Origin of the sequence: Nonomuraea guangzhouensis, assembly GCF_019396345.1 — a bacterium.
Classification (GTDB): domain Bacteria; phylum Actinomycetota; class Actinomycetes; order Streptosporangiales; family Streptosporangiaceae; genus Nonomuraea; species Nonomuraea guangzhouensis.
This window is the reverse complement of record NZ_JAHKRM010000022.1, coordinates 173,921-187,351: the sequence shown is the minus strand read 5'-3', so window position 1 is coordinate 187,351 and position 13,431 is coordinate 173,921. Positions and strand designations below refer to the sequence as shown.

General features: G+C 68.1%; 15 protein-coding genes. 6 read left to right on the top strand and 9 right to left on the bottom strand.

From position 1 onward, the window contains the following. Nucleotides 1-3 precede the first annotated feature (3 nt). From KME78_RS39295 to KME78_RS39255, 9 genes are all read right to left on the bottom strand, one after another. Nucleotides 4-684 carry an arsenate reductase/protein-tyrosine-phosphatase family protein gene (locus tag KME78_RS39295; protein ID WP_219534545.1) on the bottom strand — a complete coding sequence of 227 codons (681 nt, stop codon included), beginning with the start codon at nucleotides 682-684 and terminating at the stop codon, nucleotides 4-6. Between the two features lie 48 nt (nucleotides 685-732). Next, nucleotides 733-1,446, bottom strand: coding sequence for an MIP/aquaporin family protein (locus KME78_RS39290; RefSeq protein WP_219534544.1), 714 nt, complete (start codon nucleotides 1,444-1,446; stop codon nucleotides 733-735). Continuing rightward, nucleotides 1,443-1,790 (bottom strand): ArsR/SmtB family transcription factor, encoded by a 348-nt coding sequence (locus tag KME78_RS39285; protein ID WP_219534543.1) that lies wholly within the window; start codon nucleotides 1,788-1,790, stop codon nucleotides 1,443-1,445. The genes KME78_RS39290 and KME78_RS39285 overlap by 4 nt, the downstream gene beginning before the upstream one ends. 141 nt (nucleotides 1,791-1,931) lie before the next feature. Beyond that, a complete protein-coding gene (locus KME78_RS39280; protein ID WP_219534542.1) occupies nucleotides 1,932-3,161 on the bottom strand; it encodes a GNAT family N-acetyltransferase in 1,230 nt (409 codons plus the stop codon). An 11-nt stretch (nucleotides 3,162-3,172) separates the two neighbouring features. Beyond that, nucleotides 3,173-3,496 (bottom strand): ArsR/SmtB family transcription factor, encoded by a 324-nt coding sequence (locus tag KME78_RS39275; protein ID WP_246652839.1) that lies wholly within the window; start codon nucleotides 3,494-3,496, stop codon nucleotides 3,173-3,175. Nucleotides 3,497-3,570: 74 nt separating this feature from the next. Continuing rightward, nucleotides 3,571-4,536, bottom strand: a complete 966-nt coding sequence (locus tag KME78_RS39270; protein WP_219534540.1) for a VWA domain-containing protein — start codon at nucleotides 4,534-4,536, stop codon at nucleotides 3,571-3,573. A 145-nt stretch (nucleotides 4,537-4,681) separates the two neighbouring features. Further along, a complete protein-coding gene (locus KME78_RS39265; protein WP_219534539.1) occupies nucleotides 4,682-6,148 on the bottom strand; it encodes a CHAT domain-containing protein in 1,467 nt (488 codons plus the stop codon). Further along, a complete protein-coding gene (locus KME78_RS39260; protein ID WP_219534538.1) occupies nucleotides 6,141-6,473 on the bottom strand; it encodes a CU044_2847 family protein in 333 nt (110 codons plus the stop codon). The genes KME78_RS39265 and KME78_RS39260 overlap by 8 nt, the downstream gene beginning before the upstream one ends. Nucleotides 6,474-6,688: 215 nt before the next feature. Beyond that, entirely contained in the window at nucleotides 6,689-7,237 is a 549-nt protein-coding gene (locus KME78_RS39255; protein ID WP_219534537.1) for a GNAT family N-acetyltransferase, read from the bottom strand. Between the two features lie 428 nt (nucleotides 7,238-7,665). On the opposite strand from KME78_RS39255, the gene KME78_RS39250 reads away from it, so the two are divergent. From KME78_RS39250 to KME78_RS39225, 6 genes are read left to right on the top strand one after another with little or no spacing between them, the layout of a single operon-like run. Continuing rightward, entirely contained in the window at nucleotides 7,666-8,691 is a 1,026-nt protein-coding gene (locus KME78_RS39250; protein ID WP_219534536.1) for a LacI family DNA-binding transcriptional regulator, read from the top strand. Next, complete coding sequence (locus KME78_RS39245; RefSeq protein WP_219534535.1) at nucleotides 8,684-9,568, top strand: ribokinase; 885 nt, start codon at nucleotides 8,684-8,686, stop codon at nucleotides 9,566-9,568. Before KME78_RS39250 ends, KME78_RS39245 begins: the two co-directional genes overlap by 8 nt. After that, the gene (locus KME78_RS39240; protein ID WP_219534534.1) at nucleotides 9,558-9,929 is read left to right on the top strand and encodes an RbsD/FucU domain-containing protein; all 372 of its coding nucleotides are present in this window, start codon (nucleotides 9,558-9,560) and stop codon (nucleotides 9,927-9,929) included. The genes KME78_RS39245 and KME78_RS39240 overlap by 11 nt, the downstream gene beginning before the upstream one ends. 14 nt (nucleotides 9,930-9,943) lie before the next feature. Further along, nucleotides 9,944-10,912, top strand: a complete 969-nt coding sequence (locus tag KME78_RS39235; protein ID WP_219534533.1) for a sugar ABC transporter substrate-binding protein — start codon at nucleotides 9,944-9,946, stop codon at nucleotides 10,910-10,912. Further along, a complete protein-coding gene (locus KME78_RS39230; RefSeq protein WP_219534532.1) occupies nucleotides 10,909-12,396 on the top strand; it encodes a sugar ABC transporter ATP-binding protein in 1,488 nt (495 codons plus the stop codon). The genes KME78_RS39235 and KME78_RS39230 overlap by 4 nt, the downstream gene beginning before the upstream one ends. After that, nucleotides 12,393-13,394: an ABC transporter permease gene (locus KME78_RS39225; protein ID WP_219534531.1), complete on the top strand. Its 1,002-nt coding sequence runs from the start codon at nucleotides 12,393-12,395 to the stop codon at nucleotides 13,392-13,394. The genes KME78_RS39230 and KME78_RS39225 overlap by 4 nt, the downstream gene beginning before the upstream one ends. Nucleotides 13,395-13,431 lie beyond the last annotated feature (37 nt).

Sequence of the window (13,431 nt, the reverse complement as noted above, 5' to 3'; positions counted from 1 at the left end):
GGCTCACTCCTGCGGGAGGTGCACGGCGGGCGCCAGCCGTTGGACGCGGTCGGCGATATCGGTGTAGGCGCGTTCGAACGCCTCGTCGCTGCCGGTGCGGACCGGGTCGGGGATGGACCAGTGCAGCCGGTCGATGTCGGCGAGTTGCTCGTGGGCGGCGTCGCAGACGGCCACCACCAGGTCGTCGGGATGCGCTGTCCGCTCGATGTGGCGGGTTTCGGCCCGCTGCAGGTCGAGGCCGTGCCGGCGGGCCACGGCAACCGCCTGTGGATGGACGTGTGCCGCAGGCTGGGTGCCAGCTGAGGTTGCGGGCACGGCGCTGGTACGGCTCCACAGGGCGGCGGCCAGTTGGGAGCGGGCGGAGTTGTGGGTGCAGACGAACACGATGCGCGGAGCGGGCCGGGCCGCGGCCGGCAGCAGGCCGGACAGGGATCGCGGGACCAGGCGCAGGTAGGTGCGCCTGCGGTCGCCTTCGGATCGGCGGCGTTCGACCACGCCCGCCTCCTGCAGCAGCTTGACGTGGTGGGCCAGCAGGTTGGTGGGCAGGCCGAGCGCCTGGCCGAGCTCGCCTGGGGAGGCGTCGCCCAGCAGCAGCCGGTCCACGATGGCCAGGCGGCCGGGGTCGCCGAGCGCGGCGTGCACCCGCGCTCGCGCCTCCACCGAGGAAAACCAGTCAGCATTCATTGAGTCAATAATTGCTGATCTAATTACCGCAGTCAAGCCCGTCGACCGTCAGCGGACGTCCGGATGCGGGATGACCGGCTCGGCCGTTCCCGCCGCAGGGCGGCCGAACAGGCCGTGAACCAGCACCAGACCGATCACGCCACCGACCAGTTGGGCGGCGATGAAGCCGGGCACCGAGGCGGGAGCGATGCCGGCGAAGGTGTCGGAGAAGGCCCGTCCGATGGTGACGGCCGGGTTGGCGAAGCTGGTGGAGGAGGTGAACCAGTAAGCCGCACCGATATAGCCGCCCACCGCCAGGGGCGCCACGGCCGTACGGCCCGACCTGGTCAGGCAGAAGATCACCAGCACCAGGCCGGCGGTCGCCACGACTTCCCCCAGCCACAGGTGCGCACTCGATCGTGGCGTGCTCGACCAGGTGATCGCGGACTTGTCGAACATCGCGTTGGCCAGCACCGCACCGCCGATCCCGCCGAGCACCTGGGCGGCGACGTAGCCGCCGAGCTCGCCCATCGACAGGCCGACTCCGGTACGTCGTCCCTGCCACCAGTCGGCCAGCGACACCACCGGGTTGAAATGCGCGCCGGAGACCGGCCCCAGCACGACGATGAGCACGGCCAGGCCGAAGACGGTGGCGGTGGAGTTCTCCAGCAGTTGCAGGCCCACGTCGCGCGGGGACAGCGTCTGGGCCATGATGCCCGACCCCACCACCACGGTCACCAGCAACGCGGTGCCGAGAAACTCGGCCAGTAGGCTGCGCTTCACCGGGTCACCTCGGCGGGCGCCGCCAGCAGCGCCGACAACTCGGCGAGCCGTTCAGGCACGACCCGGTAGTACACCCAGGAAGCCCGCCGCTCACTGGTCAGCAGGCCAACGTCCTTGAGCACCTTGAGATGGTGGCTGATCGTCGGCTGGGACAGGTCGAAACTCGCCGTCAAGTCACATACGCACGCTTCGCCGCCTTGGTGGCTGGCCACGATCGACACGATGCGTAGGCGTACCGGATCTCCCAGCGCCTTGAACGCCCGCGCCAGCCCCGACGCCTGATTCTCGCCGAGCGGCTCGCGCGCGAGCGGCGAGCAACAGTCCAGCATCTTCAACGCATCCATGGGCATCAATATTGACGTCTATGGATATCAGCTCGGCCACGCCATGCTGAACCTGAGGTGAACGGCGAGGTCACGGCCTTGTTGACGGCGTTGGCCGGGTTCCCCTGTGCGACCTCGCCGCGCTGGCAGCCGGGTCGCACCTCAGCAACCCGCCACCGTGCTCCGCCGCTCCACCATGAGCACATCGCGCCAGATGCCGTGATGACGGCCGACACGCTCGCGGGTGCCGACTACACGGAAGCCCAGCCCCTGGTGCAGCGACAGACTGGCGGCGTTCTCCGGGAAGATCCCAGACTGAATGGTCCACACCCCAGCGTCCTCACTGGCCGCGATGAACGCCGTCAGCAGCGCCCGGCCGATACCGTGCGCCTGGCAGCCCGGGTGAACGTACACGCTGTGCTCCACGACGCCCGTGTACACCGGCCTGGCCGAGACCGCCGAGGCCGCCACCCAGCCAACGATCTCGCCCGTCTCGGTGTCGGCGGCCACATAACGCAGGTGTGGCATCTTGCCGGTGGTGAAACCTTCCCAGTTCGGCGCGATGGTCTCGAAGCTGGCCTGTCCGGTGTCCAGCCCGGCCTGATAGATGGCCATCACCTGTCCAGCGTCCGCCTCACGCATCGGCCGAATCTCCAGTCCAGGCCCGCTGGCAGGCTTGACGGCTTGCACGATGGCCGAATGCACGCCGTCGCTGTGATCGGCGCTCAGCGTGATGCGGGTGCCGACGAAGCCCGCCCGAGCCAGCAGTCGCCGGTACTCATCCACCGTCAGGGCGCCGGCCACGCAGCCGATCCGCTGCTCCACCGCTGCGCACCGGACGGGGTCGAGGGCGTTGTCGATGATCACGTCGCTCACCCCGAACCGGCCGCCCGGCCGGAGCACCCGGAATGCCTCGGCCAGCACAGCGGCCTTGTCGTCGGACAGGTTGATCACGCAGTTGGAGATGACGGCGTCGACCGCATGATCCGGCAGCGGGATCGCCTCTATGGCGCCGCGCAGGAACTCCACGTTGTGCGCTCCTGCCTGCTCGGCGTTACGGCGGGCCAGCGCGAGCATGTCGGGGCTGGCGTCCAGTCCGTACGCCTTCCCTTGCGGGCCGACCCGGCGGGCTGATAGCAGCACGTCGATGCCGCCGCCCGAGCCCAGGTCCAGGACGGATTCACCGGCGCGCAACTCGGCCACGGCGACCGGGTTTCCGCACCCCAGGCTGGCCCGTACCGCCGCCTCGGGCAGCGCGCTGATGTCGTCGTATCCGGCGGCGCCGAAGCACCCCTTCTCGAAGGCGTCCGGACCGCAGTCCGTGATGACCCGGCCGGCGGCCGCGGCCCTGGCCAACTGGGAGTAGTGGTCCACGATCTCGTCGTGCGCCATGGCGGTCTCCTTTACTCACAGGTAGGCGCGGCCGGAACGGGGTTGCCCATGACCACGTCGGCGGCGGTCGGGAAGCAACTCACGCAGGCTTCGTTGATCCGGTACAGGCTGGAGGTGCCCTGCTTCTCCACCAGTACGAAGCGCACCTCCGCCAAGATCTTCAGGTGGTGCGACACGGTGGACTGACCCACACCGGAGACGGCCACGATCTCGCCCACGCTCATCGGCGTCCGGCGCCGGGCCAGCAACGACACGATCTGGATCCGAGTGGCGTCGGCCAGCGCCTTGAACCAACTCGCGTACTCCTCTGCCGCGGCTCGCGCCAAAGGCCCCATGTGCTCATCCATCGATAATCGACGATAGTCGATGGAGTGACGGAGGAGAACCCTTTCGTAAAGGTCCGTTGCTGTCACCGGGCAGGGCGGGCCCTGGCCAGTTTGATCGGAGTCAGCAGCGCCAGGGCGGCCAGTGCGAAGGTGGGGAGCAGGGCCCAGCGCAGCACCTGGTAGCCCACCTCCTGCTGTTTGGTCATGGTGCCGAGCGAGGTGCCGATGCGCTCGTACACCTCATCCAGCGAGCTGGCCGTACGGGCGTTGTAGGCGTGTCCGGCGGTGCCTTCGGCCAGGGTGCGCAGGGCTTCCTCGTTGGGCGGGACCTCAAGGCGGCGGCCGTCGATCTCGACGGTGCCGTCGGGCGTGCCGAAGGCGATGGTGGAGACCGGCACTCTGGCCGCGGCGGCGGCCTTGGTCGCATCGGGCACGACCCGGCCGGAGGTGTTGTCGCCGTCGGACAGCAGCACGATGGCGGCCGGTGGTGGATCGCTCGCCGCATTCTGGTCGAAGGAGCGGATCGCCTCCAGGCCGGAGAAGACCGCTTCGCTGATGGCGGTTCCGGGGGCGGGTTTCAGCGCGTCGATCGCCCGGATGGCCGCCGTGCGGTCGAGGGTGGGCGCCACCACCACCGCCGCGGATCGGGCGAAGGAGATCAGGGCGACGTTGAACCGTTCGGGCAGGCTCGTGATGAACGACTTGGCCGAGCTCTTGGCGGCCGCCAACCGGGATGGCGGAATGTCAGTGGCGATCATCGACAGGGACACGTCGATGGCCACGATGATCGTGGCCCGCTCGCGGGGAACCTGAACGGAGGCGGCCGGGCGCGCCGCGGCCACGATGAGCAGAGCCATCAGCACGACGAACACGGCCGCCGTGACATGCCGTGACCAGCCAGGACGGCAGGGCGCGAGCAGATCGAGCAACCTCGGGTCGGTGAAGCGCGCCATATGCCGGGGCCGCCGGAACTGGACGGCGATGTAGCCCGCCAGGACGACGGCCAGGACCGCGAACGACCACAGCCAGCCGGCGGCCAGAAAGGCCATGCCCCCTCCCCATAACCCATCGGCAGGGGGGACAAGACCAAGTCTAGTTCTCCTCCTTCTCCCACCTTCAAGTGGTTCGGAGGCGGACATCCCAGGCGCCACGGGTTGCACTCTGGTCCCTCACCTATGCCTCAAGGCACGCCCCTCAATCCGACCAGGACAGGCTTTGGCCATCGATTACCAGGGATTGGACAATGTATCGCATCCCCTTCGACTTGATAGTCAGCTCCGCAGCCAATCTTCGATCGCCATCGGTCAGCACGAACGTATGGTCGCCATTCAGATCGTTCATGGATTTTGTGATGATGCGACCATCAACCTCAAGACTGTCTGACCAGCCCCACCTGACCACAATGATGTGTGACTCGCTCGTCAGCGTCACGTTGATGATCGTAGCCCGTACCATCGAACTTCGCTTCTCCGTGGATACGGTGGCACGCCAAGGGCTCTCTGCCGCTGGTGCTTTGCGAGGTGGGGCATCGGAATGTATCCGCTCTGGAGCGGAAGATACGTCGAAGACCTGACCGTCGCCCGCGCGAAGATACAGAACAGGTGTTGCCCATTCCACGGGATTGGGAATCGCGTATATAGCTCGTCGAGCATGGGCGATGCACGTATCAATGGGATCGCCAACGGCGAGCATCTCGTAGAAAACCTTGGAGAAGGCGATCGCCGCGTGGTCGCTGATCTCGAACTGCATGGCCACTACCGCTGGGATACGTTGTTGTACGAGCGTCTGGGCTACGCCTGCCAGAGGGTCGACATGGCCCGTGCGAGCGCCTTCACAGGCGTTGAGCAGGGCAAGGCGGAGAGAGCCGTGGTCGTGGAGGAGGGTGGCCAGCTGGGCTGCTCCCACCGGCAGGCCACGATGACTGTCATCTTCGAAGAGAAGCTCGCCGTAGCCGACCTGCGGGCTGAACCGGCCATGTCCAATGAAATGGAGAATATGGTAGTCGCGGTGGCGTAGCTGGGCATCCAAGCGGCTGAGGGTTGGCGGATCGAGTCGATCGATTTCGACGTGGCCTGACTCCACGACGGCGCTCAATGCCTCCTCAAGATTTGCCCACTCTCGTTCTACATCGAGTTCGTCGAAGTCAGGTTCGTTCGGATTGGAGATGACCACGAGCATCCTGAGCGGCCCGGTGACCGAGAGAACACGACTAGGCTCGGGAAGCTCCAGAAATCGCACCATGGGAGTTCTTGTCGACAAGCAGATGAAGCGGCGTCGCTCGGAGTCGTACAGATACTCCCAAGGGAGATCGGCAAGCTCCGGACAGTTTGACAGGCGTATCCTGATGCGCAACCCGGACTGCTCTTCTTCTGTGCTCTGCAGGCTCATGAGGAGGTGTGCTCGGACCTGCTCCTGGAAAACCGCGGAGTAGAGGCTGCCACCGAATTCGATTGCGGCTACGTTTGATGAGGGCGGGGCCCCGCGCATTCCGCGGCGACGTCCTATTCTGAGAAGTAGTATCTCCAGCTGTTCGTCGGTGAAGGGAAGTCGAAAAATATGTGCGGCGCCCTGACCGCTGGGTGAGTCCAGCACTCTGGCGCGGTAGGAGTCGCCGTATCGTTCGATGAGGATGTCGAAATTCTTGTAGGTGTTCTTATTCACTTCGATGCCAAGTCAACGAGATCTTGAAATTGGCCGAACCGCTCGTCTTCGCGATGAAGGCGCCGGCCTCCGCGCTCAGTCCCAGTCCGAACTCGACGTTGATCTCATCGGGCGCGTCCGGGAGGAGTCGGAGGCGATTTATCATGGTTTGGGCGGCTGGGCTTATGCGCTCGACGGCTTGCTCGAAACTGCGATCAGCCTCTTGTGCCGTGGGACGTGAGCCCCATCCGCGTTTTGCTGAACCATCGGATGCGGGCAGGTCGTGGACTTCCACGAGTAGCTTCTCTCCGCCGTCCAACTGAAACTCGACGAGTCGCTCCATCATTGGCCTCCAAGGATCCTTGATAGCACTTGGAGTCGGCGCCCGACAGCGAATAGGTCACAAAGGTGCAATGGTTGCTGCGGTTCGAATAAAGATCGCGGACGGAGTTATAGCCTGAAATAACTTGATATGCGATATTTAGTCCAGGATGGCCGCTGATCTCGCCGTCGAATCGGGAGAGCGATGATGTCTGAAAGGCCGGTCGTGGAGGTGCGTCGTCAGGCGTCGAGGTCGCGGAGCCCGACGGCGTCGTGACGCCAGAACGGCTCGGAGTAGACCAGCGTCCCCGTCATCCACGGCTCGTACGCCGGAAGCCTGATCACCTGGAACGCGGCGTCGGGTATGCGCAGGGACGGCTTGCGGAAGCCCAGCTCAGCCCCCGGGGCGAACCCGAAGCGGGAGTAGTAGCCGGGGTCGCCTTCCAGGAAGACGAGGGGGCTCTCTCCTTCGGCGAGAGTCGCGAGCCCGGCGCGGACCAGGGCCGAGCCGATGCCCTGCCGGTGGTGCTCGGGCAGCACGCCCAGCGGGCTGAGCACCTGTACGTCGATCAGCCGCCGCGGGGCGTCGAGCAGGCTGCGGGTGAACATGACATGCCCGACGACCTGTCCGGCGACCTCGGCCACGAGCGCGCACCCTCCACTGGAGCGGATGCCGTGGCGCAGGGTGTCGACCAGGTCGGCCACCATTCCGCCGTGGTCGCCGAAGGCTCGCAGATGGACGTGACGCACGGCGCCCGCGTCGCCCGGCCGCTCTTCTCGAAGCTCCACCCCCGGGAGGGTAGCGATCTATCCCGCCGCCGGCATCTGCTTTTCACGCGCGCCGACGGTGATCCCGTACGGGTCCTGGAGCAGCGCCCCCACGGTCGCCGGATAACAGACGTTCAAGGCGGCACGGTTCCTGCCCGGTGCCGACCGTAACGAGAGCGGTGAGCGTGGCCCGACGTGACCCGCGATCACGGAGCCCCGCGCCCACCCCGCAGGCCCCGAAACCGCCTGACCTGCGCGGACTCCGCGCGCTGCCGTACGGGACAGGATGCGATGTGCGACATCGGCAGGCGGCGCACAACCTCAGGCCACTCTTCGTGATCGTCCTGAAACCCTGCGATAACACCTTCATAACGTCCCATCAACTCGTGTTGCTACTGCGGAAGTCCTGACCGAATACTGCAGCAACACGAGTAGATGGGATTTGCGTAGTGGTCACACGCCGCGATGTGGCGCGGCTGGCCGGCACCTCAGACGCCGTCGTCAGCTACGTGCTCAACAACGGGCCGAGAAATGTCGCGCCGCACACCCGCGAACGGGTGCTGCGCGCGATCGACGAGCTCGGCTACCGGCCGAACGTCGTCGCACGCTCGTTGCGCACCAGCCGTACGCACACGATCGGGCTTGTCGTCCCCGACAACGCCAACCCCTTCTTCGCCGAGCTGGCCCGCGAGATCGAGGACGTCGCCTTCGAGCACGGCCTGACGCTGCTGCTCGGCAACGCGATGGACGACGACGATCGCGAGGCCGCCTACGTGCGGACCCTGATCGACCGCCAGGTGGATGGGTTGATCCTGATTCCTGCCCACGGCCCGCACGCCTGGCGGTCCCAGCTCGCCGCTTCCAAGGTGCCGTGCATCGTGCTCGACCGCGAGCTCGACGAAACCCCGGCAAGCCACCTGCTTCTCGACAACGAGGGCGGCGCGTACGAGGCGACCGGCCACCTGCTCGCGCACGGTCAGCGGCGTATCGGCTGCGTGGCGGGGCCGAAGAACATCCATCCGACCGTCGACCGTGTCGCCGGCTGGTCGCGGGCGCTGACCGAAGCGGGCCTCGACCCGGCTTCGATGCCGCTGGTCCACGGCCCGTTCGGGCGGCGGCACGGCTACCTCGGCGGCCACCAGCTCCTGTCACAGGAGGGCCGGCCCACCGCGCTCTTCGTGACCAGCGACGAGCAGGCGATCGGCGTCATACGCGCCGCCGCCGAGCTGGGGCTGAGCGTGCCCGGCGACGTCGCGCTCTGCTCGTTCGACGGCATCGCCGCCTCCTCCTACACCGTGCCCGCGCTCACCACCATGCGCCAGCCGATCGAGGTACTGGGCAGGCGCGCGGTGGAGCTGCTGGCGGCACAGATCGGTGACGCGTCGGGAGGCGAGCGTGTCGTCCTGTCCGCCACGCTGATCAGGCGCGGCTCCTGTGGCTGCCCCGACCCGGTCGGCGGGGTCGACGATGCGTGAGCTGGAGCTGGTCGTCGTCGGCAGCCTCAACATGGATCTCACGGTCCCGGTGACGCGCCTGCCCGGCCGGGGCGAGACGGTCGCGGGCGCCGCCGCGGTGCGGGCCGCCGGAGGCAAGGGCGCCAACCAGGCGGTGGCCGCCGCCCGGCTGGGCGCGCGGGTTCGCCTGGTGGGCCAGGTCGGCGACGACGCGCTGGGCGGCGAGCTGCTCGCCGCCGTGGCGCGCGAGGGCGTGGACGTCTCAGGCGTACGGCAGGTGCCCGCCGCCACCGGGCTGGCGATGATCGTCGTCGAGGACGGCGGCGAGAACATGATCACTGTCGCCAGTGGCGCCAACGGCCTGCTCCGCCTCACCGACCTCGACCTCACCGGCGCCGACGCGCTCCTGCTGCAGCTGGAGATCCCGGTGGCCGCCTGCCTCGCCGCCGCCCGGCAGGCCAGGGCCCACGGCGTGCCGGTGATCCTCAACGCCGCGCCGTACACGCAGGGTCTTGAAGAGCTGCTCACCCAGGTGGACCTACTGATCGTCAACGAGGGTGAGGCCGCCGCCCTGTGCGGCGGCGGCACCGACCCCGCCGCGCTGCTCGCGCTCGGGCCGCGCGCCGCGGTGGTGACGCTGGGCGAGCACGGGGCGCGCGGCCAGGACGCCTCCGGCGTCTGCCAGGTGCCCTCCTTCCCGGTGCACGCGGTGGACGCGGTCGGCGCGGGGGACACCTTCTGCGCGCAACTCGCGCTCGCCCACGCGGCCGGCCTGCCCCTCGCCCAGGCGGTACGGCGGGCCTGCGCGGCCGGCGCGCTGGCCACCACCGGCCACGGGGCCCAGACCGCCATGCCCACCGGCGACCAGGTGGAAAGGCTGTTCGCCCATGCGTCATGACGGCCTCTGGCATCCCCGCCTGCTGCACATCCTGTCCGCGGCGGGACACACCGACCTCATCGTGGTGGCCGACCCCGGCCTGCCCGTCCCGCCCGGCGTCGAGACGGTCGACCTCGTCTGGCGCAGGGGCGAGCCTGCCTTCCTGCCCGTACTGGAAGCGGTGCTCGGCGAGCTCGTCGTCGAGACCGCCTACGTCGCCGAGGAGTCGCCGCCCGGCTTCCTCGACGGCGTACTGACAAGAACAGAACGCATTCCTCACACCCGTCTCAAAGAGCTCACCGGCCGGGCCCGCGCAGTCGTGCGGACCGGCGAGGCGACGCCGTACGCGAACGTCGTCCTCCAAGCGGGCGTTCCCTTCTGAAGGAGAAACACCACATGAACAAGAAGATCGTCGTCGTGGCCGGTCTGGCCCTCGCGCTGACCGCCTGCGGCAAGGAGGGCGGCACCACCGCCGCGCCCGCCACCGCCGCCAAGCCCGGTGAGAAGCCGGGCGTCTGCCTGGTGATGAAGTCGCTGGCCAACGAGTTCTTCCAGCAGATGCAGAAGGGCGCCGAGGAGCACGCCGCCAAGCGCGGCGACCTCACGCTCAGCGTGGTCGGCATCCAGAACGAGACCGACATCGACAACCAGGTCGCCGCCGTCGAGAAGTGCGTCACCCAGCAGGCCAAGGCGGTCGTGATCGCCCCCGCCGACTCGCGCGCGCTGGTCGCGCCGATCAAGCGCGCCGTCGACGCGGGCGTGAAGGTCGTCAACATCGACGTCCAGCTCGACGAGGGCGCGATGAAGGCCGCCGGCATCGGCGACAAGGTGCCCTTCGTCGGCCCCGACAACCGCGAGGGTGCCAAGCAGTCGGGCATGGAGCTGGTCAAGGCCCTCGGCAAGGACGCCGAGGTCGTCATCCTGGAGGGCAACCCCGGCGCGGCCAACGCCGCCCAGCGCAAGGCCGGCTTCGAGGACGCGATCAAGGCGGGCGGGCTCAAGCTCGTCGACTCCAAGACCGCGCACTGGGAGACCGACGAGGCGCACACCGTCTTCGGCAACATGCTCACCGGGCACCCGAACATCAAGGGCGTGCTGGCCGGCAACGACAACATGGCGCTCGGTGCGCTGAAGGCGATCGAGGAGCAGGGCAAGAAGGGCCAGATCAAGGTCGCCGCGTTCGACAACATCCCGGCCATCGCCCAGTACGTCAAGGACGGCAGCGTCGTGTCCACCCTGGACCAGTACGGGGCGCAGCAGGCCTCCAACGGCATCGACTACGCCATGAAGATGATCGCCGGCGAGAACTTCAGCGGCTGGCAGAAGACCGAGATCAAGCTCATCACCAAGGACAACGTCGGATGATGACCGTCACCGGCCTCGTCAAGCGCTTCCCTGGTGTGATGGCGCTCGACGGGGTCGACCTTGACATCCGCGCGGGCGAGATCCACGCCCTCGTGGGGGAGAACGGCGCGGGCAAGTCCACGCTGGTCAAGGCCCTGGCCGGGATCCACGCGCCGGACAGCGGCACGATGACCTTCGACGGCGCGCCGTACACCCCTGCCAGTGCGGCCGACGGTCTGGCCGCCGGGATCTCGGTGGTCCACCAGGAGCTGGCGCTGCTGCCGTACCTCACCGTGGCGGAGAACCTGTTCCTGCGCGCGCTGCCGCGCACCGCGGGCGTCGTCGACAGGAAGCGGCTGCGCGCGGACGCCGAGCGGCTGCTGGCCGAGATCGGGCTGGACGTCTCGCCCGACACCCTGGTCGAGCGGCTCGGCATCGCACAGATGCAGCTGGTGGAGATCGCGAAGGCGATCTCCACCGACTGCAGACTGCTGATCATGGACGAGCCGACCGCCACGCTCACCTCGCGCGAGGCGGGACGCCTGTTCGGCATCCTGCGGACGTTGCGCGAGCGCGGGGTGGCCATCGTCTACATCTCCCACCACCTGCAGGAGGTGCTGGAGCTGGCCGACCGGGTCACCGTGCTGCGCAACGGGCGCAGCATCGAGACCCGCGAGATGGCCGGCGTGACCGCGCCCGACCTGGTCAGGTTGATGGTGGGGCGCGACCTGGCGCAGGAGTACCCGGCCAAGCCACCGACGGCGCTGGGCGAGGTGGCGCTGAAGGTGCGCGATCTCAAGGTCGCGGGCTTCGAAGGGCCGCTCTCGTTCTCGGTACGGCGCGGCGAGGTCGTGGGCCTCGCCGGGCTGGTCGGCTCCGGCCGTACCGAGGCGATGCGCGCGATCTTCGGCGCCGACCCCGCCTTGTCGGAAAATATCGAGCTGTACGGCAAGAAGGTGCGCATCCGGCACCCTCAGGACGCGGTACGGCACGGCATCAGCCTGCTCACCGAGGACCGCAAGTCGCAGGGCCTGGTCCTCGACCTGCCGATCAGCGCCAACGTCACGCTCGCCAAGCTGCGCGGATTCCTGGTGCGCTTCGGCCAGGAACGCTCGCTCGCCGAGGGCCTCGGGCGGCGCCTGCACCTGCGTTCCGCGGGCGTCGACCAGCACGTGCGCACCCTGTCGGGCGGCAACCAGCAGAAGGTCGTGCTGGCCAAGTGGCTCAACGCCGGATCCGACATCCTGATCGTGGACGAGCCCACCCGCGGCATCGACGTCGGCGCCAAGTACGAGATCCACGAGCTGCTGCTCGGTCTGGCCGCGGAAGGCAAGGCCCTGCTCGTCGTCTCCTCGGACCTGCCGGAGCTGATGGGCATCTGCGACCGCGTCCTGGTCTTCTCCCGCGGCAAGATCGCCGGCGAGGTCGCCCGGGCGGACTTCGACGCCGAGCACATCCTCACGCTGGCCTACTCGGGCTACCTCAAGAACGGTGAAACACAGTGATCAAAAGGCTCGTGCTCGGCGAGGCCGGCATCGGCGTCGCCCTGGTGCTGCTCGCGGGCTTCTTCGTCATCGCCGCGCCGAACTTCGCGACCGAGCAGAACCTGCGCAACATCATGACCCAGATCACCCTGAACACCGTGCTCGCCGTGGGCATGACGTTCGTGATCCTGGTCGGCGGCATCGACCTGTCGGTCGGCTCGGCGATGGCGCTGTGCGCGGTCGTGTCGGGCACCATGATGGCCGGATCCGGCTCCGCCGTGGTGCTGGTCGGCGCGATCCTGGTGAGCGTGCTCGTCGGCGGCGTGGTCGGCTGGGTCAACGGGTTCGTGTCAGAACAGTGGCGGGTGCCGTCGTTCATCGTCACCCTGGCCATGCTCAACATCGCGCGCGGTGGCGCCGAGCGCTACACCAACGCGGCCACCATCTACAACCTGCCCGCCGCGCTCAACGACTTCGGCACCCTCACGCTCCTGGGCATCCCCGCGGTGTTCTGGGTGGCGCTGCTGCTGGCAGGGGTCGGCTGGTTCGTGCTGTCGCGCACCGTCTTCGGGCGGCTGATCTACGCCACCGGCAACAACGAGGAAGCCGTCCGCCTGTCCGGCCACAAGACCTCCCGCATCAAGATCGCCGCCTTCATGATCGCCGGATTCGCCGTGGGCATCGCGGCCATCCTGTACATGGCCAGGCTCAACATCGCCAGCCCTATCCTGGGCCAGGGCTACGAGCTCAACGCGATCGCCGCCGTGGTCATCGGCGGAGCCAGCCTGCTGGGCGGGCGCGGCTCCATGGTCGGTACGTTCCTCGGGGCATGTCTGCTCGGCGTGCTCACCAACGGGCTGCTGCTCATGGGTGTCTCCGACTTCGAACGGCAGATCATCACCGGGCTGGTGATCCTGGTCGCCGTGGTGCTGGACGCGTACCGGCTGCGCCTGGCCCGCAAGCTGGCCGTCACCCAACCCGCGCAGGCACTCACCGCACCGGCGACGGTCCCCTCCTGACCAAGGGACCGGATGGCGGCCGCCCGCCATCCGGTCA

Coding starts and splice junctions, on each gene's coding strand:
- KME78_RS39295 (WP_219534545.1), bottom strand. CDS start 684: ATGAATGCTGACTGGTTTTCCTCGGTGGAGGCGCGAGCGCGGGTGCAC.
- KME78_RS39285 (WP_219534543.1), bottom strand. CDS start 1,790: ATGGATGCGTTGAAGATGCTGGACTGTTGCTCGCCGCTCGCGCGCGAG.
- KME78_RS39280 (WP_219534542.1), bottom strand. CDS start 3,161: ATGGCGCACGACGAGATCGTGGACCACTACTCCCAGTTGGCCAGGGCC.
- KME78_RS39275 (WP_246652839.1), bottom strand. CDS start 3,496: ATGGGGCCTTTGGCGCGAGCCGCGGCAGAGGAGTACGCGAGTTGGTTC.
- KME78_RS39270 (WP_219534540.1), bottom strand. CDS start 4,536: ATGGCCTTTCTGGCCGCCGGCTGGCTGTGGTCGTTCGCGGTCCTGGCC.
- KME78_RS39260 (WP_219534538.1), bottom strand. CDS start 6,473: ATGATGGAGCGACTCGTCGAGTTTCAGTTGGACGGCGGAGAGAAGCTA.
- KME78_RS39245 (WP_219534535.1), top strand. CDS start 8,684: ATGCGTGAGCTGGAGCTGGTCGTCGTCGGCAGCCTCAACATGGATCTC.
- KME78_RS39240 (WP_219534534.1), top strand. CDS start 9,558: ATGCGTCATGACGGCCTCTGGCATCCCCGCCTGCTGCACATCCTGTCC.
- KME78_RS39235 (WP_219534533.1), top strand. CDS start 9,944: ATGAACAAGAAGATCGTCGTCGTGGCCGGTCTGGCCCTCGCGCTGACC.
- KME78_RS39230 (WP_219534532.1), top strand. CDS start 10,909: ATGATGACCGTCACCGGCCTCGTCAAGCGCTTCCCTGGTGTGATGGCG.